Source organism: Erythrobacter sp., from assembly GCF_023653175.1.
GTDB lineage: Bacteria > Pseudomonadota > Alphaproteobacteria > Sphingomonadales > Sphingomonadaceae > Erythrobacter.
In genome coordinates, this window is sequence record NZ_JAMNXL010000057.1 from 1 (window position 1) to 18,780 (window position 18,780).

The following is an 18,780-nucleotide window of genomic DNA, read 5'->3' on the forward strand; positions in this document are numbered from 1 at the left end:
AATAAATCATATAACTGAGGTCGGGCAGCGTCGTTTTGCGCGCGGAGGCCTTCGATGATCCGGTTCCAGCTTGCCATGCTCCCGCTGCTGCTGGCGGGCTGTGCCACGGTCGAACCGCGCGTCGCCCTCGACGGCGACTTCCCCGATCCCGCCGCGCTGCGTGCCGAAGATGGCGCTTACTACGCCTACGCAACGCAGGCGCAGGTTGAGGGCCGGATGGTCAACATCCAGATCGCCCGCTCGCCCGATCTGCGCGCGTGGCAGCACCTCGGCGATGCGCTCCCCGCAAAGCCCGCGTGGGCCAGCAAGACGCAGGACTTCTGGGCGCCGCATGTCGCCGAGGTCGATGGGCGTTATCTGCTCTACTACTCAGCCAAGCCCGACGCCGCGCTCGCCGACCCGGCGCAGGGCCTGTGCCTCGCGGTCGCCACCGCCGACCGGCCCGAGGGCCCCTTCACCGACACCGGCACGCCGCTGCTCTGCGGCCCCGGCTTCGTCAATATCGATCCGATGCTGTTCGATGACCCGCAGACCGGCAAGCGGCTGCTCTACTGGGGATCGGGCTTCGGCCCCATCAAGGTACAGGAGGTGCGGCCCGACGGCCTCGCCTTCGCCCCCGGCAGCGCGGCGATCGACCTCGTCGCACCGGTCCCGACCGAGGATCCTGCAAACTACCGCCGCCTGGTCGAAGGCGCTTGGGTCACTTACCGCGAGGGCTGGTATTACCTGTTCTTCTCGGGCGACAATTGCTGCGGGCCCAAGGCGCACTACGCGGTGATGGTGGCGCGCTCGCGCTCGGCGACCGGGCCCTTCGAAGTGAAGCCCGACAACGGTGGCGTAATCCTCGAAGCCTCGCCCGGTTGGATCGCTCCGGGGCACAATGCCGTGATTGAGGCGGACGGCGAGACCCTCATCCTCTACCACGCGGTCGACGCTGCCCGCCCGCGCACCCGCCCCGAGGACGAGGTCAACACCCGCCGCATCATGCTCACCGCGCCGCTGGTGTGGCGCGATGGCTGGCCGGTGGTCGCCGACTAGCCCCGCGCCCGCCACCACGGCATCAGCGCGAACAGCACCTGCCCCGCCAGCCCAAGCGTCGCGTGGGGCTCGGCGAGGCCCGCCACCCACTGCGCCGGGCTCTGGCCTGAGAGCACGCCCGCCAGCGCGCACTCCGCCACCATCAGGATAGCAAAGGCCAGCGCGCCAGCGGCCAGCGCCTCGCCGCCAGCCGCGAGGGCGAAGCGCCGCACCAGCCAGCCAGCCGCGAACCAGCTCGCCGCCAGAATCAGCGGCAGTTCCAGCAAGGTGGCCGGCACCAGCCCAATGCGCGGGATCACCCACAAGACCCGCACCGTGCCCAGCACGAAGCCGAGCGCGAACACCACGGCCCAGTAACTCGCCGCCGCCCGCATCACCCTTCCTGCTCCACTCATCCTCTCGCTCCGCCGCAAAGCCCCCGCGCCTCGTCGGGCTCGCAGGAGAATAGCACACCCATGTGGGGGCATCGCCCCGCCCGCTCGGCCACAAGCGCTGCAACGCGGGGGCGCAACCCTTTGACCGGAGAACGATTACTATGACGATCAGCACCTTGAAGGACCTCTACGTCGACCAGCTTCAGGATCTCTACAGCGCCAACCGCCAGGCGGTGAAGGCGACGCGGGAACTGCACGAGGCGGCGCACTCGGCCGAACTGCGCAAGGCGCTGTCGGCAGGGGCCGAGGGCATCGAGGAGGGGATGAGCGAGATAAAGCGCCTGATAGAAGGCCACGACGCCAACCCGCGCGGCGAGCATTGCCGGGGGATGGAAGGCCTCGTCGCCGAAGCCCGCGCCCACGGTGTGGAGGCCGACTTCTCCGATGAGGACGTGCGCGACGCCTCGATCATTGCGCAGTACCAGCGCATGACGCATTACGGCATCTCGGGTTACGGCACGCTGGCCGCTTTCGCGCGCAAGCTCGGGCTGGAGGAGGACGCGGGCGTGCTCGCCCGGTGCCTCGAGGACACCCGCGGCGGCGACAAGAAGATGACCGCGATCGCCTCGGGCGAAGTCAATCCGGCCGCTGCCGAAGCCTGAGGCGCTCAGCCGAGCGCAGCGATCAGCGCGTCGGCGTCGGCCTCGTTGTTGTAGAGGTGCGGGGTGACGCGCAGCGACTGGCCGCGTAGCGAGACGTAGATCTCGCGCGCGGCGAGGCGCTCGGTGAGGCCCGCGGGCACATCGCCGCCAAAACCGAGCGACAGGAAATGCGGGGCGCGCACCCCCAGCGGCGCCGCCTCCATGCCCAGCATCGCCGCCCGTGCGGCGATCGCTTCGGTCTGGGCGGCGAGGGTCTCGGCAATTGCCTTCACGCCGAACTCCAGCAGAAAATCGAGCCCCGCGCTCGCGCCCATCAGCAGCGGCGGGTTCGCCTTCTCGCCCATGTCGAAACGCCGCGCGCCGGGCTGGAAATCCTCACGATAGTCCACCAGCCGGGCGAAATCCTCCGAGCCCGCGCGGTTGATCCAGTTGTGTTCGATCGGGCGGCCCGCAAGGTGGCGCGGGGCGACGTAGAGCATCCCCGTCCCATAGGGCCCCATCAGCCACTTGTAGCAGGCCGCGACCGCGAAGTCGGGATCGACCGCGGTGAAATCGAGCGGCATTGCGCCCAGTGACTGGGTGAGATCGAGCACCAGCGCCGCGCCCAGCTTGCGCGCCTTGGTACCGACCGCGACCAGATCGACCACCCGCCCGTCCGCCCAGTGGCAATGCGGGACGGCGACGATGCCGGTGTCGGCCCCGATCGCGTCCAGCACCGCAGCGGTCCAGCAATCCTGCGAGGGCCGCTCGACTATGCGCATGCGTCCGCCGCAGCGCGCGGCGAGATCCTGCCAGACATAGACGTTGGAGGGGAACTGGCCCGCCAGCGTCACCACCTCCTGCCCGCGCCCGAGCGGCAGGTTGGCCGCCGCCACCGCCAGTCCGTAGCTCGCGGAGGGGACGATCGCGACGCAATCCTGCGGCACCCCGGCGAGGCTCGCCGCGCGCTCGCGGAAATGCTCGGACACGGTGAAGAAATCCGCCGGCTTGTAGCGCCACGGGCTCGCCTTGGCCCGCGCGCCCTCGTCCATTGCCGCAATCACGTCATGCGAAAGCGGCGCCATGTAGGCGCAGTTGAGGTAGTGCACGTCCGCCGGAATGACGAAACGGTCGCGCTGGCAGGCGATCATCGAGGCGTCAGCCCACAACCCCCGCGCCCGCCAGCACCGCCAGCGTCAGCACATCGGGAACGCTCGCGGTCATCGGCACGATCTGCACCGGCTTTTCCATCCCGATCATCATCGGGCCGATGGTGGCATTGCTGCCCAGCTCGCGCAGCAGCTTGGCCGAGAGGTTCGCCGATTGCAGCCCCGGCATGATCAGCACATTGGCCGGGCCCGACAGGCGGCTGAACGGGTAGAGCGCCATCACCTTGGGGTTCAGCGCCGCATCGGGCGCCATCTCGCCCTCGTACTCGAAGCCCGGATCCTCCTTGTCGAGGATCGCGACGGCCGCGCGGATATTGTCGAGCCACTGGCCCGAGGGGTTGCCAAAGGTCGAATAGCTGAGGAACGCCACCCGCGGTTCATGCCCCATGCGCCGGGCGACCGCCGCGGTCTCCTTGGCGATGTGGGCGAGGGCGGCGGCATCGGGGCGCTCGTTGATGGTGGTGTCGGCAAGGAAGGTGGTGTGGTTCTTGCCGATCATCATGTGGATGCCGAAGGGCAGGCAGCCTCCCTTGGGATCGAGCACAAGGTTCACCTCGCGCACGGTTTGCGCGAAGGTGCGGGTCATGCCGGTGATCATCCCGTCGCCATGGCCAAGCGCGACCAGCAGCGAGGCGAAGACGTTGCGATCCTGGTTGACCATGCGCCGCACGTCGCGCTCGGTATAGCCGCGGCGCTGGAGGCGCTTGTAGAGGAACGCGACCATCGCCGGCACATGCTCGCTGTCGGCCGAGTTCTGGATTTCGAAGCTGCCCGGATCGCCGACCGAAAGCTGGTGGAGCTTGTCGAGCACCGCCTTGGTGCGGCCCACCAGAATAGGCGTGCCGTAGCCGAAATCGCGGAACTGGATCGCGGCACGCAGCACCACTTCCTCTTCCGCCTCGGCAAAGACCATCCGCTTGGGGTTGGACTTGGCGACTTCATAGACACCGCTCAGCACCGAGGTGGTCGGGTTGAGGCGGCTGCGCAGCTGCATGCGGTAGGCGTCGAAATCCTCGATCCGCGCCCGCGCCACGCCCGAGTCCATCGCCGCCTTGGCCACAGCGGAGGAGACGACCTCGATCAGCCGCGGGTCGAAGGGGGCGGGGATGATGTAGTCGGTGCCGAACTTGTGGTTCTTGCCATAGGCGCTCGCGACTTCCTCGGGCACCTGCTGGCGGGCGAGCTCGGCGATGGCCTGGGCTGCGGCGACCTTCATCTCCTCGTTGATGGTGGTCGCCTGCACGTCCAGCGCGCCGCGGAAGATGAAGGGGAAGCCGAGGACATTGTTGACCTGATTGGGGAAGTCCGAGCGGCCGGTGGCAATGATCGCGTCGGGGCGCACGGCCTTGGCCTCGTCGGGCATGATTTCGGGCACGGGGTTGGCCATGGCAAAGATGATCGGCCGGTCGGCCATCTTCTTCACCCAGTCGGGCTTCAGGGCTCCTGCCGCCGAGAGACCAAGGAAGATGTCGGCGCCGGCCAGCGCCTCTTCGAGGCTGGTGGCGGTGGTGGCGACCGCGTGGGCGCTCTTCCACTGGTCCATCCCCTCGCGGCCCGGGGTGATCGGGCCGGAACGGTCGCACATGATCACGTTCTCGTGGCGCACGCCCATCGCCTTGATCAGCGCGGTGCAGGCAATCGCTGCCGCGCCCGCGCCGTTGACCACCACCTTCACGTCCTTGAAGTCGCGCCCGGTGATGTGACAGGCATTGAGCAGGCCCGCGGCGGTGATGATCGCGGTGCCGTGCTGATCATCGTGCATCACCGGGATCTTCATCCGCTCGCGCAAGGCGGCCTCGATGATGAAGCATTCGGGGGCCTTGATGTCCTCAAGGTTGATGCCGCCAAAGGTCGGCTCCATCAGCGCGACCGCGTTGATGAAGGCCTCGGGGTCTTCGGTGTCGAGCTCGATGTCGATGGAGTCCACATCGGCGAAGCGCTTGAACAGCACCGCCTTGCCCTCCATCACCGGCTTGGAGGCGAGCGCGCCCAGGTTGCCAAGGCCGAGGATCGCGGTGCCGTTGCTGATCACCGCCACAAGGTTGGCCTTGGCGGTGTAGCGCGCGGCGAGCGAGGGGTCGGCGGCGATGGCTTCGACCGGCACGGCGACGCCCGGCGAATAGGCGAGACTGAGATCGCGCTGCGAGGTCATCGGCTTGGTGGCGACGATCTCGAGCTTACCCGGGCGGATCGTCTCGTGATAGAACAGCGCTTCGCGCGCGGTGAAGCCACCCTTGTTCTGGGTGCCGTTCTCTTCGGCCATGATGCCCGATCCCCTATTCGTCCGTAACGTAATCCGTGCCTCGCTTAGCGGGCGCGCGGCCGATGCGATAGGCGATTTATCGCAAGCACGCTCGGGGAAAGCTGCAAGTCCCGACATTCCCGAATCGGGCCGCGGCGCGCTAGGCGATGACATGGCCGCGCGCGATGATCCGAAACCCACCCCGATGATGGCGCAATATCTGCGCCTGCGGGAGGAAGCGGGCGATGCACTTCTGTTTTACCGCATGGGCGATTTCTTCGAGCTGTTCTTCGAGGATGCCAAGCGCGCCGCAGCGATCCTCGACATCGCGCTGACCACTCGCGGAGAGCATGGCGGCGCGCCGATCCCGATGTGCGGGGTGCCGGTGCATTCGGCGGAGAGCTATCTGGCGCGGCTGATCAAGGCCGGCTGCCGGGTGGCGATCGCCGAGCAGGTCGAGACGCCCGACGAGGCCAAGGCGCGCGCCAAGCGTGAGGGGCTGCCCTCGTCCAAGGTGCTGGTGGGCCGCGCGATTGTCCGGCTGGTGACGGCGGGGACGCTGACCGAGGAGGCTCTGCTCGAGCCGCGCCGGGCCAATGTGCTGGTCGCTCTGGCCGAGTTGCGCGGCACGGTGGGGATCGCCGCGGTGGATGTTTCGACGGGCGCGGTGGTCCTGGAGGAATGCGAAGGCGATCAGCTCGGCGCGGCGCTGGCGCGCTTGTCGCCCAGCGAGGTGGTGGTGCCCGAGGACTGGCAGCACGGCCCGGACGAAGCCATCTATCGCCCGCGCACCGCCTTCGCCAGCGATGCAGGTGCCGAGCGGTTGAAGGCCGTCCACGGCGTCGCGACGCTCGACGCCTTCGGCAGCTTCACCCGCGCGATGTTGAGCGCGGCAGGGGGGCTGGTCAGCTATCTCGATCATGTCGGGCGGGGGAGTCTGCCGCTGCTGCTGCCCCCGGTGGTGCGCGAAACCGCCAGCACCATGGCGATGGACGCGGCGACGCGCGGGAGCCTCGAGATCCTCGAATCGGCGCAAGGCGGGCGCGCCGGCAGCCTGATCGGCGCGGTCGATCGCTGCGTGACCGGCGCAGGCTCGCGGCTGCTGGCCGAGGATCTCTCCGCGCCCTTGCTCGACGTGAGCGCCATCGAGGCGCGGCTGGCGCTGGTGCAGTTCTGGCGCGACCGGCCCATCGAGCGAGCGCAATTGCGCGAAGCCTTGCGCGCCGTCCCCGATCTTGGCCGCGCGCTCGGGCGGGTGGTGGCGGGGCGGGGGAGCCCTCGCGATCTCGGCCAGCTGCGCGACGGGCTCACAGAGGCGGCGCGGCTCCACCACTGGCTGTCGGGCGCGACCGACTGCCCGGCGCTGCTCGCCAAGGTGACTGCGCGGCTGACCGGGCATGGCGCGCTGACGGATCTGCTGAGCCGCGCGCTCGTCCCCTCACCCCCGACCGAGCGTTCGGGCGGCGGGTTCATCGCCGATGGCTATGACGCCGCCTTGGACGAGCTGCGCGCCACCTCGGGCGATGCGCGGCGCGCGATTGCGGCGATGGAGGCGCGCTACCGCGAGGAGACGGGCATCGCCTCGCTCAAGATCCGTCACAATGGGGTGCTCGGCTATTTCATCGAAGTGAGCGCGCGCCACGCCGATGCGCTGATGGCGCCCGACAGCGGCTTCACCCACCGGCAGACGATGGCAGGCGCGGTGCGGTTCAACTCGTTGAAGCTGCATGAGGAAGCCGCCCGCATTGCCGAGGCCGGGGGCCATGCGCTGGCCTGCGAGGAAGCGCATTTCGAGACTTTGGTGGCGGAGGTGATCGCATTGCGCGAGAGCATCGCCGCGACCGCCGCCGCGCTGGCGCGGCTCGACGTCGGTGCGGGCAATGCCGAGCGTGCGGCAGAGGGCGACTGGTGCCGCCCGGAGATCGCCGAGGACGCAGGGCTTGCGATCACCGCCGGTCGCCATCCGGTCGTCGAAGCGGCGCTGGCGAAGACCGGCGAGCGGTTCGTGGCCAATGACTGCCACCTCGCCGACGACAACCGGCTGTGGCTGATCGGCGGGCCGAACATGGGCGGCAAGTCGACCTTCCTGCGCCAGAACGCCCTCATCGTGTTGCTGGCGCAAGCGGGGGTCTTTGTGCCTGCGTCGGCGGCTCGTATCGGCCTCGTCGACAGGTTGTTCAGCCGCGTCGGCGCGGCGGACAACCTTGCGCGCGGGCGCTCAACCTTCATGGTCGAGATGGTCGAGACCGCCGCGATCCTCGCGCAGGCGACCAATCGCAGCTTCGTGATCCTCGACGAGGTCGGGCGCGGCACCTCCACCTATGACGGCTTGGCGCTGGCCTGGGCGGTGGCCGAGGCGGTGCATTCGCAGATTCGCTGCCGCTGTCTGTTTGCCACACATTATCATGAGCTTGCGCGTCTGGCGGAGACCTGCGAGGCGCTCAGCCTGCACCATGTCCGCGCGCGCGAGTGGCAGGGCGATCTGGTGCTGCTGCATGAACTGGCCGACGGCCCCGCGGATCGCTCCTACGGCCTCGCCGTCGCGCGGCTCGCCGGGGTGCCTGCGAATGTGGTCGCCCGCGCCAAGGCGGTGCTCGCCAAGCTCGAAGCCACGCGCGAGGCGACGGGGGGAATCGCGGCGGGGCTCGGCGATCTGCCGCTGTTCGCCAACCTTCGCCCGGCCGAGCCCGAACCGGCGAGCCCCGAACAGCAGCTCGCCGAGGCGCTGAGGGCCGCCGATCTCGACGCGCTCACCCCGCGCGAGGCGCTCGACCTGCTCTACGAATGGAAGCGCGGACTGCCACGCTGAGCCTCGGCGCGGGGCCGATTTCAACCAAGGCTTAACCACGCGCCTGTTATGCGCGCGGCATGATGAGGCTTCTGTTCCAGAACAGTCGTATGGCGCTTGCCTTCGTGGTGCTGATCGTGCTCGGCGCGGCGGCGATGATCGGTCCGCAGGGCAATGGCGGGCTGGTGACGCGCGCGGTGAGCCTGTCCGAATCGCAGCGCGGGCTGCTGGCGGGCGGCACGCAGGGTGCTATCGGAGCGCAAAGTGAGCCCAGGGCGCCGCCTTCGGTGTTCGGGGAATACAACCCCGACGCCGCAGCGCCCACGGCACCGACCGCGTCTGATCCCAATGCCGGCAACCCGATGACCGCGCCGCTGGCTCCCACTGCCGTGGTCGCGCCTCCGGGGGCCGCATCCGCCGAGCAGTTCATTCCCGACAAGGAAATGCCGCAATAGGCGCCGGGCCTTTCGGGGTGGTCATTCCTCCTCGTCGGCGCCTTCATTCCCGTCCGTGTCGAGCAGGGTTTCGAGCTCCTCTTCGGTCAGCTCCTCGCCATCGGCGGTGAGCCAGTCGCCGTCATCGTCGTCGGTGGTTTCGCCGCCGAAGGTGCCTGGCTCGTCATCATGGTTGGGCTCGCCGGAGAAGGCGGACATGTCGATCCGGCCTTCGCCTTCCATGCGGCGCATCTCGTCGATGAGGTCGCCCTTGCTGGCGGGGGCGGGGTCGTGGTCGTTGGCGGGCGGCTTGGTGCTTTCGAGCGGGCTCGCGGTGTGGCTGTCCTCGCGCCGCGCCGCATCGGCGACGTCCTGAGCCTGCGTGCCGCGCGGGTCCTGCTCGTCATTATGCGCCTCGGGAGGCGGGCCTGCGGGGTGGCCGGGGATCGCGGTGTCATCGGGCTTGGGCATGGGGGCTCTCCTTCCCCGGGCCTAACCCGCAAGGAGCGCCGATTGTTGCCATGCCTTGCGCCGAGCCGCGCCCAGATGCACCGGGCTTGCGCCCGGTCAGCGCGTGGGGAGGTTATCGGGTGGGAACCGGGGCCTCGCCCGTGTAGTCGTAGAAGCCGCGGCCCGTCTTGCGGCCGAGCCAGCCGGCCTCGACATATTTCACCAGCAACGGCGCGGGGCGATACTTGCTGTCGCGGGTGGTCTTGTAGAGCACCTTGATGATGTCGAGACAGGTGTCGAGCCCGACGAAATCAGCCAGTTGCAGCGGGCCCATCGGGTGGTTGAGGCCGAGGCGGCAGCCCTTGTCGATATCCTCGATCCCCGCAGTCGACTGCCCGAGCACGAAGACGGCCTCGTTGATCATCGGCAGGAGGATGCGGTTGACAACGAAGCCGGGCTCGTCCTGGCTCAGCACAACTTCCTTGCCGAGCCCGCGCGCGAAGGCGGTGACGCGGTCGGTGGTCTCGGCCGCGGTGGCAAGGCCGGGGATCACTTCGATGAGGCCCATCACGGGGACGGGGTTGAAGAAGTGCAAGCCGATGAAGCGCGCCGGATCGGGCGAGTGGTTGGCCATGCGGGTGATCGGGATCGAGGAGGTGTTCGACGCCATGATCGCGTCCTTGGCGAGCACTTCGCCGGCCTTTGCGAAGATCGCGTTCTTGATCTCCTCGCGCTCGGTCGCGGCCTCGATAATGAGGTCGGCCTCGGCGAAGGGAGTGTAATCGGCGACCGGGGTGATGCGGGCGAGCAGCTTTTCCGCCTCCTCCGCCTCGATCTTGCCGCGGCCCATGAGCTTGGCGAGCGCCTTCTCGATGGCCACCTTGCCGGCCTCGGCGCGGGGCAAGTCGACGTCCGTCAGCATGACCTTCATGCCATTGGCCGCGACGGTCTGGGCGATGCCGGTGCCCATCTGACCGGCGCCGATGACGGCGATGTTGCGCATTGGGCTGGACATTGGGGCTTGGTTCCTTCGCAGGTGCAGCAAGGATGCCGCCCTAGCGGGGAACATGGCGGCTGGCTAGCAGCCTATTTGGCTAGCGATTGGCGCCAGGCACCCACTTCACGTCTTTCCGCCCGTCATCATTCGCCACCCGGGCGAGGACAAAGAGCAGGTCGGAAAGGCGGTTGATATAGGCGAGCGCGGCCGGGTTGACCGCGTCCTCGGCTGCCAGCGCGACCATCGAGCGCTCTGCGGCGCGGGTCGTGGCGCGGGCGACATGCACGCGCGCGGCTGCCTCGCTCCCGCCGGGCAGGACGAAGCTGGTGAGGGGATCGAGGCGTTCGTTGAGCGCATCGATCTGGGTCTCGATCCATTCCGGTTGGCTGGGGACGATGCGCAGCACCATCTCTGACGGGGCGAAATCCCCATCAGCGCTGGGAGTGGCGAGGTCAGCGCCCAGATCGAACAGGTCGTTCTGGACGCGGGTCAGGAGCGCGCGTGTCGCTTCGTCATCAAGCGCGCAGACAGCAAGGCCGATGGCGGAGTTCGCCTCGTCCACCAGCCCCATGGCGGCGATGCGCGCCGAGTGCTTCGGACAGCGCGAGCCGTCGACAAGCCCCGTCGTCCCGTCATCCCCGGTGCGGGTGTAGATCCGGTTGAGTTTGACCATGGCGCGGTGGGCTTAGCGCGACACCGCCAGGAGAACCGCGACCACCGCGATCGCCAGCCCCTGATACTTGATGCGCGCGAACATCGCCTTGTTCTGGGCGAGCTGCATGTCGGTTGCGGTGCTGCCCTCCCCTGTCTCGAGGTCGATCTTGGTGGTCTGGAGAAAGGCGATGATGCCCTTGACCAGCGAGAAGGCGGTGAGACCCATGAGGATCAGGAGCGCGGGGATGAGGACATAGGTCATGAGCCCTAAATGGACGCTGGCGGCTCAGGTTCCAAGTGACAAAAGTTGCATGCGTAGTTGCTGCGCAAGCACGCGTCCGTCCTCGCCTGCGATCCGGCGCTCGGCAAGGGCCGGCGAGCCGCGGCGTTTGGCGAGTTTCTCGCCGTCGGGGCCGAGGAGCAGCGGGTGGTGGTGCCAGCGCGGCACCGGCAGGGCGAGCAGGGCTTGCAGGGTGCGGTGGACATGGCTGGCGGCGAACAGGTCGGCGCCGCGCGTCACCAGCGTCACGCCGTCCGCCGCATCGTCGAGCGTTACCGCGAGGTGGTAGCTGGCGGGGAGGTCTTTCCGGACGAGCACGACATCGCCGAGGCCGGCAAGGTCGACCGGCTGCGGGCCCGCCAGCGCATCGTCCCAAACCAGCGAGCCGGTCTCCGCCAGCGCCTTCTCCGCATCGAGCCGCCATGCCGCGGGGCGCGCGGGGTCGGGCAGACGGTGCTTGCAGGCGCCCGTGTAGATCAGGCCGTCTGCTCCCGGTAGCGCGCCTGCCGCCTCGATCTCGGAGCGGGTGCAGGTGCAGGGGTAGAGGAGGCCGCGCGCCTTCAGCGCTGCGGCGGCCGCGGCATAGCTGGCGAGGCGAGTCGACTGGGCGGGCACCTCATCCCATTCGAGCCCCAGCCATTCCAGATCGCGGCGGAATTCCTCGGCGAGTTCGGGGCGGGAGCGCGGCCCGTCGATATCCTCGATCCTGAGCAGGAATCGACCGCCGCCGGCCTTCGCCAGATCATGTGCGACGATCGCTGACAGCGCATGGCCGAGGTGCAGGTGCCCGTTGGGGCTCGGCGCGAAACGGGTCACGGGCGGGGCGGGGCGATCCATCGCAAACGCCCATGCCACAGGTCATTTTCTTGCGCTATCCACAGGCTGTCCACAGCGTGTCCCTGTGGATAGCCACCCTGTCACGGGTTTGACTCTTTGCCCTGCCACGTCAGGATAGAGGTCAATCAGGGAGGAACGCGCGTCGTGTTCAATGCCGAACTGATCGAGAGAGTGGCGAAGTTCCGCGGGGTCGATGAAGACCCGACGCGCAATCTGTCGGCCTGCCCGGCGCTGGTGCTCAACGCCGATTACACCCCGCTGTCCTATTACCCGCTGAGCCTGTGGCCGTGGCAGACCGCAATCAAGGCGGTGTTCCTCGACCGGGTGGACATCGTTGCGAGCTATGACCGCGAGGTGCACTCGCCCAGCTTCGACATGAAGATCCCGAGCGTCATCGCGCTCCGGCAATATGTGAAGCACAGCGAGTTTCCCGCCTTCACCCGCTTCAACGTGTTCCTGCGCGACCGCTTCCAGTGCCAGTATTGCGGCAGCCACGATCACCTGACCTTCGATCACGTGGTCCCGCGTCGCCTCGGCGGGCGCACGACGTGGGAGAACATCATCACCGCCTGCGCGCCCTGCAACATGAAGAAGGGCGGGCGCACGCCCAAGCAGGCCGCGATGCCGCTGCATCAGGCGCCGATCCGTCCGACCTCGTGGCAGCTGCAACAGGCGGGCAAGCTGTTCCCGCCGGGCTACCTCCACGAAACCTGGCGCGACTGGCTGTACTGGGACGTCGAACTCGAAGCTTAGGCGGACAAAGGTTACACCGTGTCCGCTTTGGCCGGCTTGATTTTTGCGATCCTGATCAACGGTTTGTGTCTGCACCGCCAAAGAGGACGGACAAGGGATGCGCGAGAGAAATCGCGCGCTGTGGTCCTGCGACCACCCTTTTCGGACATGCGAAAGAACCACTCGCCAGCGTAGCGCCCGGCGCGCCTGTAGGAAACGGGCGGTTTCAACGGATCTCTCGATGGCTGCAGTCTGCCGATTTGCGTTTTGGCGATGACGTTACACATCACCGGGTGTGATTCGCGAGATGGTCTGAGCGCAGAGCCGAAACCGTGATTCGCTTCAGATCACCACCAAAAGACACAATTCGAGCTTCTTCTTTATAGAAGCTGCGACGAGCCGTTTATCAAATGAGTAATTACGAATCTATTCTCGTTTGCTAACGCAGGTTACTTCACAACTCACCGTGTTTTTAATGTGGATTACATTGACGGATCAGGATTCCGGGCTCCATCAAGACGGGGCAACCGGAGGATTGTCCCATGAAACACCTTGTCTCTCTTGCATTCACCGTATCGTTCCTGAGTGCCTGTGGCGGCGACGAGGCCGCGCCGCCGCAGTCGAGCCTTGCCGACGCCGCGCAGCCGGTCACGGTCGTCCAGCCGACAGGCGGCAAGGTGGCGTCGACCGCCAACGGATTGCCCGAGGGTGCGACCACAACGACCAATCCCTTTGCCGCCTTCGACTTCAAGGGCGGGACGGTCTACCCCGCCAAGGCCGCGGTCAGCATCGGGACTGTCAGCGTGCCGGTGGGCGCGAGCGAGGCCTTCGTGCCGATCCGCATAAATCGCCAGACCCCCAACACGGTGATCGTGCGGGTGATGACCCGCAACGGCACGGGCACGTTGGCCGGGATCGAGGGGCGGCATTTCCAGAAGGTCGCGACCACGGTGTTCTTCCGTCCGGGCGACCCGCTCGAGCAGACGGTGCGCGTGCCGCTGGTCAACATGGACGCCGGGCGCAGCTTCGACATCATCCTGCCTGAAGGGGTGGTCGGCGGGGGCGTGATCAATTCCTCGGCGAGGGTGACCGCCGTCGTGGGCGCGAAGGCAGGGGTGGCGAAGACCGGCGGCTTCCGCAAGGCCCGGACCTTCGCGCCGAGCGGCGCGCTCGCCTACCAGCTCGATCCCGCCAAGGTGACGTGGAGCGATGCCGGCTCTGCCGAGGCGTGGCGCACGCGCCTGCCCCACGGCCGCACCCAGCCGGGCAATGCCGAGACCGGCCTTTATCTCGATCCCGGCCTGCACCCGACCGCCATGCCGCCTTTCGCCATCGAGAACGGCGAGGTGGTGATCCGCAGCCAGCAGCTCGCCAGCCCGATTTTGCACGACAACACCTATTGGCATCACGGCGCGGCGATGCTCACCGGCCAGCGGATGCCCGCGACCCAGCTGCAATACGGCCAGTACGAATGGACCGCGATGATGCCCAACCGCCGCGGCGGCTGGCCGGCCTTGTGGTTGCTTCCCACGAGTGGCTGGCCCCCGGAGATCGATGTCTACGAAGGCTTCGGCTACGGCAGCGGCTGGAATTTCTCGAAGAACATCAGCGGCAACATCCACGGCGGCGCCAACGGCAAGCGCAGCTTCACCGCGCTGATGCAGGTCAATGCCGCCAACGCCTATGGCCTGTCGGGCTTCGACACCAGCTACCACCGCTTCGCGGTCGACATCGCGCCCGATTTCATCACCTGGTTCGTCGACGGCAAGGAGACCTACCAGACGGTCAATCCGTTCAAGGGCACGACCTGGTTCCCGCTGATGAACGTCGCGGTCAAGAAGACCGGCGACTACACCGGCGGCACCGCAGAGATGAGGGTCAGGTCCTTTGCGGTGTGGAAGGTGCCGGGCTGAGGCACAAGCGCCCGGCGCCTCCCATGGGGGCGAGCGCGGCGGCGGGTCTTCTCCTTGCCCGCCGCCGCGTCTTGTCTGACGAGAACCATGAGCCCCGCGTTGCATTTCCATGACGCATCGCTAGGCGGGCAGTGTCTGCGCCAACGGGGATTCGCGTTTCCATGAAGATCATGTCCGGCAATTCGAACCTGCCGCTCGCCCGGGCGATCGCGGCCTATCTCGAAATCCCGCTCACTGATGCCAGCGTGCGGCGTTTCGCCGACGAGGAAGTCTTCGTCGAGATCCACGAAAACGTGCGCGGGGAGGACGTCTTCGTCGTCCAGCCGACCAATTTCCCGGCCAACGACAACCTGATGGAACTGCTGATCTGCATCGACGCGCTGCGCCGCGCCTCGGCCAAGCGGATCACGGCGGTGGTGCCCTATTTCGGCTATGCCCGGCAGGACCGCAAGCCGGGCCCGCGCACGCCGATTTCGGCCAAGCTGGTGGCGAACCTGATCACCGAGGCGGGCGCAGACCGGATGCTGGCGGTGGATCTCCACGCCGGGCAGATCCAGGGCTTCTTCGACATCCCGACCGACAACCTCTACGCAGCCCCCGTGATGGCCGCCGACATCCAGGCGCGCTATGGCGACCAGCAGTTGATGGTGGTCTCGCCCGACGTCGGCGGCGTGGTGCGCGCCCGCGCGCTGGCCAAGCGCCTCGACAACGCGCCGCTCGCGATCGTCGACAAGCGCCGCGACCGGCCGGGCGAGAGCGAGGTGATGAACATCATCGGTGACGTCTCCGGCCGCCACTGCATCCTGATCGACGACATCGTCGATTCGGGCGGCACCTTGTGCAACGCGGCCGAGGCGCTGCTGGAAGGCGGCGCCAAGTCGGTCGCGGCCTATATCACGCACGGGGTGCTCTCGGGCGGCGCGGTGGCGCGGATCAACGGGTCGAGCCTCAAGGAGCTCGTCATCACCGATTCGATCCGGCCGACCGAGGCCGCCGAAGCTTCCGATCGCATCCGCGTGCTGCCGATAGCCCCGCTGGTGGGCGAAGCGATCCGGCGGATTGCCGATGAGAGCTCGGTCTCGAGCCTGTTCGATTGATGGTGAGGGGGCGCTCGCCGCTGCGCGGCTCGCGTCTTTGCTGTCGTGTTTGATCCTGCCGAAGTGCGCGCCCTGCTGATCGCGGCGGCGCGCGCGCGGGAGACCTTCACCTATGGCGCGCTGCTGAACATCCTCGGCCACGCCTTCACCCGGCCCCTGATGCGTGCATTGTGCAAGGTGCTCGACCGGATCGACGAGGACGGGCGCGTGGCGGGCGAACCGGGGCTCGCAGTGCTGGTGGTGCGCCAGTCTGACGGGCTGCCGGGGCAGGGCTGGTTCGTCTCCCGCACTGGGGTCTACGACGACCTGCCGCGCGAATGGGAGGGGCCGGAGGCGCAGCGCTATACTCAGGCTCGACAGGCCGAAGCCTTCGATTATTGGAGGAGCGCATGACCGATAACGATCTCGCTCTCGCCCTGCGCCTTGCCGATCTCGCCGGGGCTGCGATCCGTCCGCTGTTCCGCGGCCAGTGGAGCGAGGAGCGGAAAGCCGACCGCTCCTATGTCACCGAAGCCGACCGCGCCGCCGAGGCTGCGATGCGCCGCCTGATCGAGGCCGAGTTCCCCCGCGACGGCATCATCGGCGAGGAATATGGCACCCGCAACGAGGGCGCGGGCCGCCAATGGGTGCTCGATCCGATCGACGGCACCACCAGCTTCATCGCCGGCCGCCCGATCTTCGGCACGCTGATCGCCTTGTTGCAGGACGGCTGGCCGGTGCTCGGGATCATCGACCAGGCGGTGAGCGGCGAGCGCTGGGTGGGCCGCATCGGCCAGCCGACCTTGTTCAACGGCAAGCCCGCGCAAACCCGCCCCTTGAAGGAGCTGTCCGAGGCGGTGCTCGCCACCACCAGCCCGCACGCCTTCACCAACGAGGAAGCCGACGCCTTCATGTCGGTCGCCAAGAGCGTCGCCGAGCGCAAGATCGTCTACGGCGGGGACTGCTACAATTACGGCCTCGTCGCGAGCGGGCATATCGACATCGTGATCGAGGCGAACTTGAAGCTCCACGATTATGCCGCGCTGGTGCCGGTGGTGGAGGGCGCAGGGGGAATGATGGCCGACTGGCAGGGCAACCCGCTCGACGCAGGCTCCGACGGCACGGTGATCGCGCTCGGCGATCCGGCGCGGCTCGAGGATGTGCTCGAGGCGATGGGGTAGGGTGCACCTGTTCGTCTACGGTGTGCTGCGGGAAGGCCTGGGCGACTGGCCTTTCCTGGCCGGTATCGGCCCCGGGCGGGCGGCGAGCGCCAGCGGCGCGCTGTTCGCCATCGATGATCCGCAGGGCTGGTATCCGGCGCTGGTGCCGGGCGAGGGGATGGTCAGCGGCGCCTTGCATCCTTGCGACACAGTCGAACTGGCGGCGGTCGACGCCTTCGAGGGGGCGGACTACGCCCGCCGCCCGATCCCCGTGCAGTGCGCGGGCGAGGCGATCATGGCCGAGGCCTATCTCTGGGCCGCGCCGCTCCCGCCCGGCGCCCTGCCGATCCCGCATGGCGATTTCGCGCGCTGGCTGGCCGAGACCGGCCACCCTCCCTTCGGGAAACACCCCTAGCCGCGCGCGGCAGACTCTTAAGCAGCTTGGTTAATAACCCGCAAGCAGCGGCCGATCAGGCGGTCCGGGAGACATCATGACCAAGCAGCTCAAATCCATCGACGGTGCCCGTACCATCCTTGAAGACGCCCTGCGCCTGCACGAGGCGGGTGACCTCGCCGCCGCCGAAGCGGGCTATGCGATGGTTATCGAGGCCGGTTACCGCCTCGCCGACGTGCTGCCGATCCTCGCCGGGATGCTCGCCCAGCGCGGTGCGGATGCGGAGGCGCTGGCGCTGTGGGAGCGGTTGCTGGCGATCGAGCCCGCGCATGACGTCGCGCTGCACGAGACAGGCTTGATCTTCGCCCGCACCGGCCAACGCGACCGCGCCATCGCCGCGCTTGAAGCGACTTGCGCGGCCAATCCCGCCAATGCCGTCAGCGCCAACAACCTCGCGGTGTTCCTCGCCGATGCGGGGCGCAAGCACGAGGCGCTCGCCAAGTTCCGCGAGGCGCTCGCGCTCCAGCCGGGCAACATCCATATCGAGCACCAGATCCGCCGCCTGTGCGCCGAGCTGGTGCCCTTCTGGCATATCCCCATGCTCAACGACACGCGCCGCAACGATGCCTTCGAGGCGGCGATCATCGCCGCGATTGCCGCGCGCGGGCCAGAGGCGCGGGTGCTCGATATCGGCACCGGCAGCGGGCTCCTGTCGATGATGGCCGCGCGCGCCGGAGCGCAATCGGTCACCGCCTGCGAGATGGTGCCGGCGATTGCCGAAACCGCCCGCGCGATCATCGCCGGGAACGGCTTTGCCGACCGCATCATGGTCTACACCGCTCCCTCGGGAGCGCTGGAGGTGGGCGAGCATCTTCCCGAGCGCGCCGACATCCTCGTCTCGGAAATCCTCTCGAGCGACCTCCTGACCGAGAAGGTCATCGACACCTTCGAGGATGCCCATGCACGGCTGCTCAAGCCCGATGCAATCATCATCCCGCGCGCGGCGGCGGCGATCGGGTGCCTGGTCGAGAGCCGGTTACTGGAGGACTACGTGTTCGTCGGCGAGGTCTCGGGCTTCGATATTTCGGCCTTCGGGGCGCTGGCGGCGCAGAAGCTGCCGATCCACGGCACCATGACCGGCTGGAAGCGCCTGTCGGGCGATGTCGAGCTGCTGCGCATCGACCTCACCCGCAAGGCCCACCCCGCCGATCTGCAACTGCTCAGCATTCCCGTGCTCGCCGACGGGGTCGCGGCGGGGATCGTACAGTGGATGCAGGTCGATCTGGCCGAGGGCATCACCTTTGACAATCACCCGGACGGCTATAGTGATGGCGGCTGGCTGCAGGTGCTGCATGCCTTCCCGCAGCCGATCGCGGTGCGCGCGGGCGATGTGCTGCACCTTGCCGCGGGGCACGACCGGGTGACGCTGATCCTGCGCCCGCTGGAGCTGGCGTCGGCCGCGGCGCGGGCCAACGCCGCCTGATCGCGGGAAGGCGGCGGCGTCTCCCCCCTTGCCTTTCGCGCCACTCCCGCCTAAGCGCGCGCACTTCACCGACACGAATCAATCAGCCAGCCTGGCGACAAGGGCTGCCATGGCCGGT

Annotated in this window: 19 protein-coding genes; 11 read left to right on the forward strand and 8 right to left on the reverse strand. The window is 67.9% G+C overall.

Features of this window, described 5'->3' with window-relative positions; genetic code table 11:
• The first annotated feature begins 54 nt into the window (after nt 1-54).
• Nucleotides 55-1,038, forward strand: a complete 984-nt coding sequence (locus tag NBV68_RS08385) for a glycoside hydrolase family 43 protein (protein ID WP_296308768.1) — start codon at nt 55-57, stop codon at nt 1,036-1,038.
• Here the strand turns inward: NBV68_RS08385 and NBV68_RS08390 are convergent.
• Nucleotides 1,035-1,433, reverse strand: coding sequence for a hypothetical protein (locus tag NBV68_RS08390; RefSeq protein WP_296308770.1), 399 nt, complete (start codon nt 1,431-1,433; stop codon nt 1,035-1,037). The genes NBV68_RS08385 and NBV68_RS08390 overlap by 4 nt on opposite strands.
• Nucleotides 1,434-1,573: 140 nt before the next feature.
• Between NBV68_RS08390 and NBV68_RS08395 the strand changes: the two genes are divergently transcribed.
• Entirely contained in the window at nt 1,574-2,074 is a 501-nt protein-coding gene (locus NBV68_RS08395; protein ID WP_296308772.1) for a DUF892 family protein, read from the forward strand.
• A gap of 5 nt (nt 2,075-2,079) precedes the next feature.
• On the opposite strand, the gene NBV68_RS08400 is transcribed toward NBV68_RS08395, so the two are convergent.
• Together NBV68_RS08400 and NBV68_RS08405 are read right to left on the reverse strand one after the other, a co-directional pair.
• A complete protein-coding gene (locus NBV68_RS08400) occupies nt 2,080-3,222 on the reverse strand; it encodes an aminotransferase class V-fold PLP-dependent enzyme (protein WP_296308774.1) in 1,143 nt (380 codons plus the stop codon).
• Entirely contained in the window at nt 3,212-5,485 is a 2,274-nt protein-coding gene (locus NBV68_RS08405) for an NADP-dependent malic enzyme (RefSeq protein WP_296308777.1), read from the reverse strand. Before NBV68_RS08405 ends, NBV68_RS08400 begins: the two co-directional genes overlap by 11 nt.
• 151 nt (nt 5,486-5,636) lie before the next feature.
• Here NBV68_RS08405 and mutS point away from each other — a divergent pair, with 151 nt between their 5' ends.
• Nucleotides 5,637-8,273, forward strand: coding sequence for a DNA mismatch repair protein MutS (gene mutS / locus NBV68_RS08410; protein ID WP_296308779.1), 2,637 nt, complete (start codon nt 5,637-5,639; stop codon nt 8,271-8,273).
• A gap of 59 nt (nt 8,274-8,332) precedes the next feature.
• Nucleotides 8,333-8,707 carry a hypothetical protein gene (locus NBV68_RS08415; protein WP_296308781.1) on the forward strand — a complete coding sequence of 125 codons (375 nt, stop codon included), beginning with the start codon at nt 8,333-8,335 and terminating at the stop codon, nt 8,705-8,707.
• Between the two features lie 21 nt (nt 8,708-8,728).
• On the opposite strand, the gene NBV68_RS08420 is transcribed toward NBV68_RS08415, so the two are convergent.
• From NBV68_RS08420 to gluQRS, 5 genes are all read right to left on the reverse strand, one after another.
• Nucleotides 8,729-9,157 (reverse strand): hypothetical protein, encoded by a 429-nt coding sequence (locus NBV68_RS08420; protein WP_296308783.1) that lies wholly within the window; start codon nt 9,155-9,157, stop codon nt 8,729-8,731.
• 112 nt (nt 9,158-9,269) lie between these two features.
• Entirely contained in the window at nt 9,270-10,139 is an 870-nt protein-coding gene (locus NBV68_RS08425; RefSeq protein ID WP_296308803.1) for a 3-hydroxyacyl-CoA dehydrogenase NAD-binding domain-containing protein, read from the reverse strand.
• Nucleotides 10,140-10,230: 91 nt separating this feature from the next.
• Nucleotides 10,231-10,806, reverse strand: a complete 576-nt coding sequence (locus tag NBV68_RS08430; RefSeq protein ID WP_296308785.1) for a cob(I)yrinic acid a,c-diamide adenosyltransferase — start codon at nt 10,804-10,806, stop codon at nt 10,231-10,233.
• 12 nt (nt 10,807-10,818) lie between these two features.
• Nucleotides 10,819-11,049: a hypothetical protein gene (locus NBV68_RS08435; protein ID WP_296308786.1), complete on the reverse strand. Its 231-nt coding sequence runs from the start codon at nt 11,047-11,049 to the stop codon at nt 10,819-10,821.
• Nucleotides 11,050-11,073: 24 nt separating this feature from the next.
• On the reverse strand, nt 11,074-11,904 hold the full coding sequence (gluQRS, locus tag NBV68_RS08440; RefSeq protein WP_296308788.1) for a tRNA glutamyl-Q(34) synthetase GluQRS: 831 nt from the start codon (nt 11,902-11,904) through the stop codon (nt 11,074-11,076).
• A 144-nt stretch (nt 11,905-12,048) separates the two neighbouring features.
• Here gluQRS and NBV68_RS08445 point away from each other — a divergent pair, with 144 nt between their 5' ends.
• The 7 genes from NBV68_RS08445 (at nt 12,049) to NBV68_RS08475 (ending at nt 18,662) form a co-directional block, all read left to right on the forward strand.
• Complete coding sequence (locus NBV68_RS08445; protein WP_296308790.1) at nt 12,049-12,657, forward strand: HNH endonuclease; 609 nt, start codon at nt 12,049-12,051, stop codon at nt 12,655-12,657.
• A 521-nt stretch (nt 12,658-13,178) separates the two neighbouring features.
• Nucleotides 13,179-14,549 (forward strand): family 16 glycosylhydrolase, encoded by a 1,371-nt coding sequence (locus NBV68_RS08450; RefSeq protein ID WP_296308792.1) that lies wholly within the window; start codon nt 13,179-13,181, stop codon nt 14,547-14,549.
• A 161-nt stretch (nt 14,550-14,710) separates the two neighbouring features.
• Entirely contained in the window at nt 14,711-15,646 is a 936-nt protein-coding gene (locus NBV68_RS08455) for a ribose-phosphate pyrophosphokinase (protein ID WP_296308794.1), read from the forward strand.
• A 45-nt stretch (nt 15,647-15,691) separates the two neighbouring features.
• Nucleotides 15,692-16,039, forward strand: coding sequence for a ribose-phosphate pyrophosphokinase (locus NBV68_RS08460; RefSeq protein ID WP_296308796.1), 348 nt, complete (start codon nt 15,692-15,694; stop codon nt 16,037-16,039).
• A complete protein-coding gene (gene hisN / locus NBV68_RS08465) occupies nt 16,036-16,806 on the forward strand; it encodes a histidinol-phosphatase (RefSeq protein ID WP_296308798.1) in 771 nt (256 codons plus the stop codon). The genes NBV68_RS08460 and hisN overlap by 4 nt, the downstream gene beginning before the upstream one ends.
• A 1-nt stretch (nt 16,807) precedes the next feature.
• Nucleotides 16,808-17,200, forward strand: coding sequence for a gamma-glutamylcyclotransferase family protein (locus NBV68_RS08470; protein WP_296308799.1), 393 nt, complete (start codon nt 16,808-16,810; stop codon nt 17,198-17,200).
• A 76-nt stretch (nt 17,201-17,276) separates the two neighbouring features.
• Entirely contained in the window at nt 17,277-18,662 is a 1,386-nt protein-coding gene (locus NBV68_RS08475) for a 50S ribosomal protein L11 methyltransferase (RefSeq protein WP_296308801.1), read from the forward strand.
• Nucleotides 18,663-18,780: the final 118 nt, after the last annotated feature.

Excerpts from the sequence above, each read along its gene's own strand:
- NBV68_RS08395 (WP_296308772.1), top strand. The coding sequence starts at position 1,574 with ATGACGATCAGCACCTTGAAGGACCTCTACGTCGACCAGCTTCAGGAT.
- mutS (WP_296308779.1), top strand. The coding sequence starts at position 5,637 with ATGGCCGCGCGCGATGATCCGAAACCCACCCCGATGATGGCGCAATAT.
- NBV68_RS08425 (WP_296308803.1), bottom strand. The coding sequence starts at position 10,139 with ATGCGCAACATCGCCGTCATCGGCGCCGGTCAGATGGGCACCGGCATC.
- NBV68_RS08390 (WP_296308770.1), bottom strand. The coding sequence starts at position 1,433 with ATGAGTGGAGCAGGAAGGGTGATGCGGGCGGCGGCGAGTTACTGGGCC.
- gluQRS (WP_296308788.1), bottom strand. The coding sequence starts at position 11,904 with ATGGATCGCCCCGCCCCGCCCGTGACCCGTTTCGCGCCGAGCCCCAAC.
- NBV68_RS08435 (WP_296308786.1), bottom strand. The coding sequence starts at position 11,049 with ATGACCTATGTCCTCATCCCCGCGCTCCTGATCCTCATGGGTCTCACC.
- NBV68_RS08475 (WP_296308801.1), top strand. The coding sequence starts at position 17,277 with ATGACCAAGCAGCTCAAATCCATCGACGGTGCCCGTACCATCCTTGAA.
- NBV68_RS08455 (WP_296308794.1), top strand. The coding sequence starts at position 14,711 with ATGAAGATCATGTCCGGCAATTCGAACCTGCCGCTCGCCCGGGCGATC.
- NBV68_RS08405 (WP_296308777.1), bottom strand. The coding sequence starts at position 5,485 with ATGGCCGAAGAGAACGGCACCCAGAACAAGGGTGGCTTCACCGCGCGC.
- NBV68_RS08430 (WP_296308785.1), bottom strand. The coding sequence starts at position 10,806 with ATGGTCAAACTCAACCGGATCTACACCCGCACCGGGGATGACGGGACG.
- hisN (WP_296308798.1), top strand. The coding sequence starts at position 16,036 with ATGACCGATAACGATCTCGCTCTCGCCCTGCGCCTTGCCGATCTCGCC.
- NBV68_RS08385 (WP_296308768.1), top strand. The coding sequence starts at position 55 with ATGATCCGGTTCCAGCTTGCCATGCTCCCGCTGCTGCTGGCGGGCTGT.
- NBV68_RS08415 (WP_296308781.1), top strand. The coding sequence starts at position 8,333 with ATGATGAGGCTTCTGTTCCAGAACAGTCGTATGGCGCTTGCCTTCGTG.
- NBV68_RS08450 (WP_296308792.1), top strand. The coding sequence starts at position 13,179 with ATGAAACACCTTGTCTCTCTTGCATTCACCGTATCGTTCCTGAGTGCC.
- NBV68_RS08420 (WP_296308783.1), bottom strand. The coding sequence starts at position 9,157 with ATGCCCAAGCCCGATGACACCGCGATCCCCGGCCACCCCGCAGGCCCG.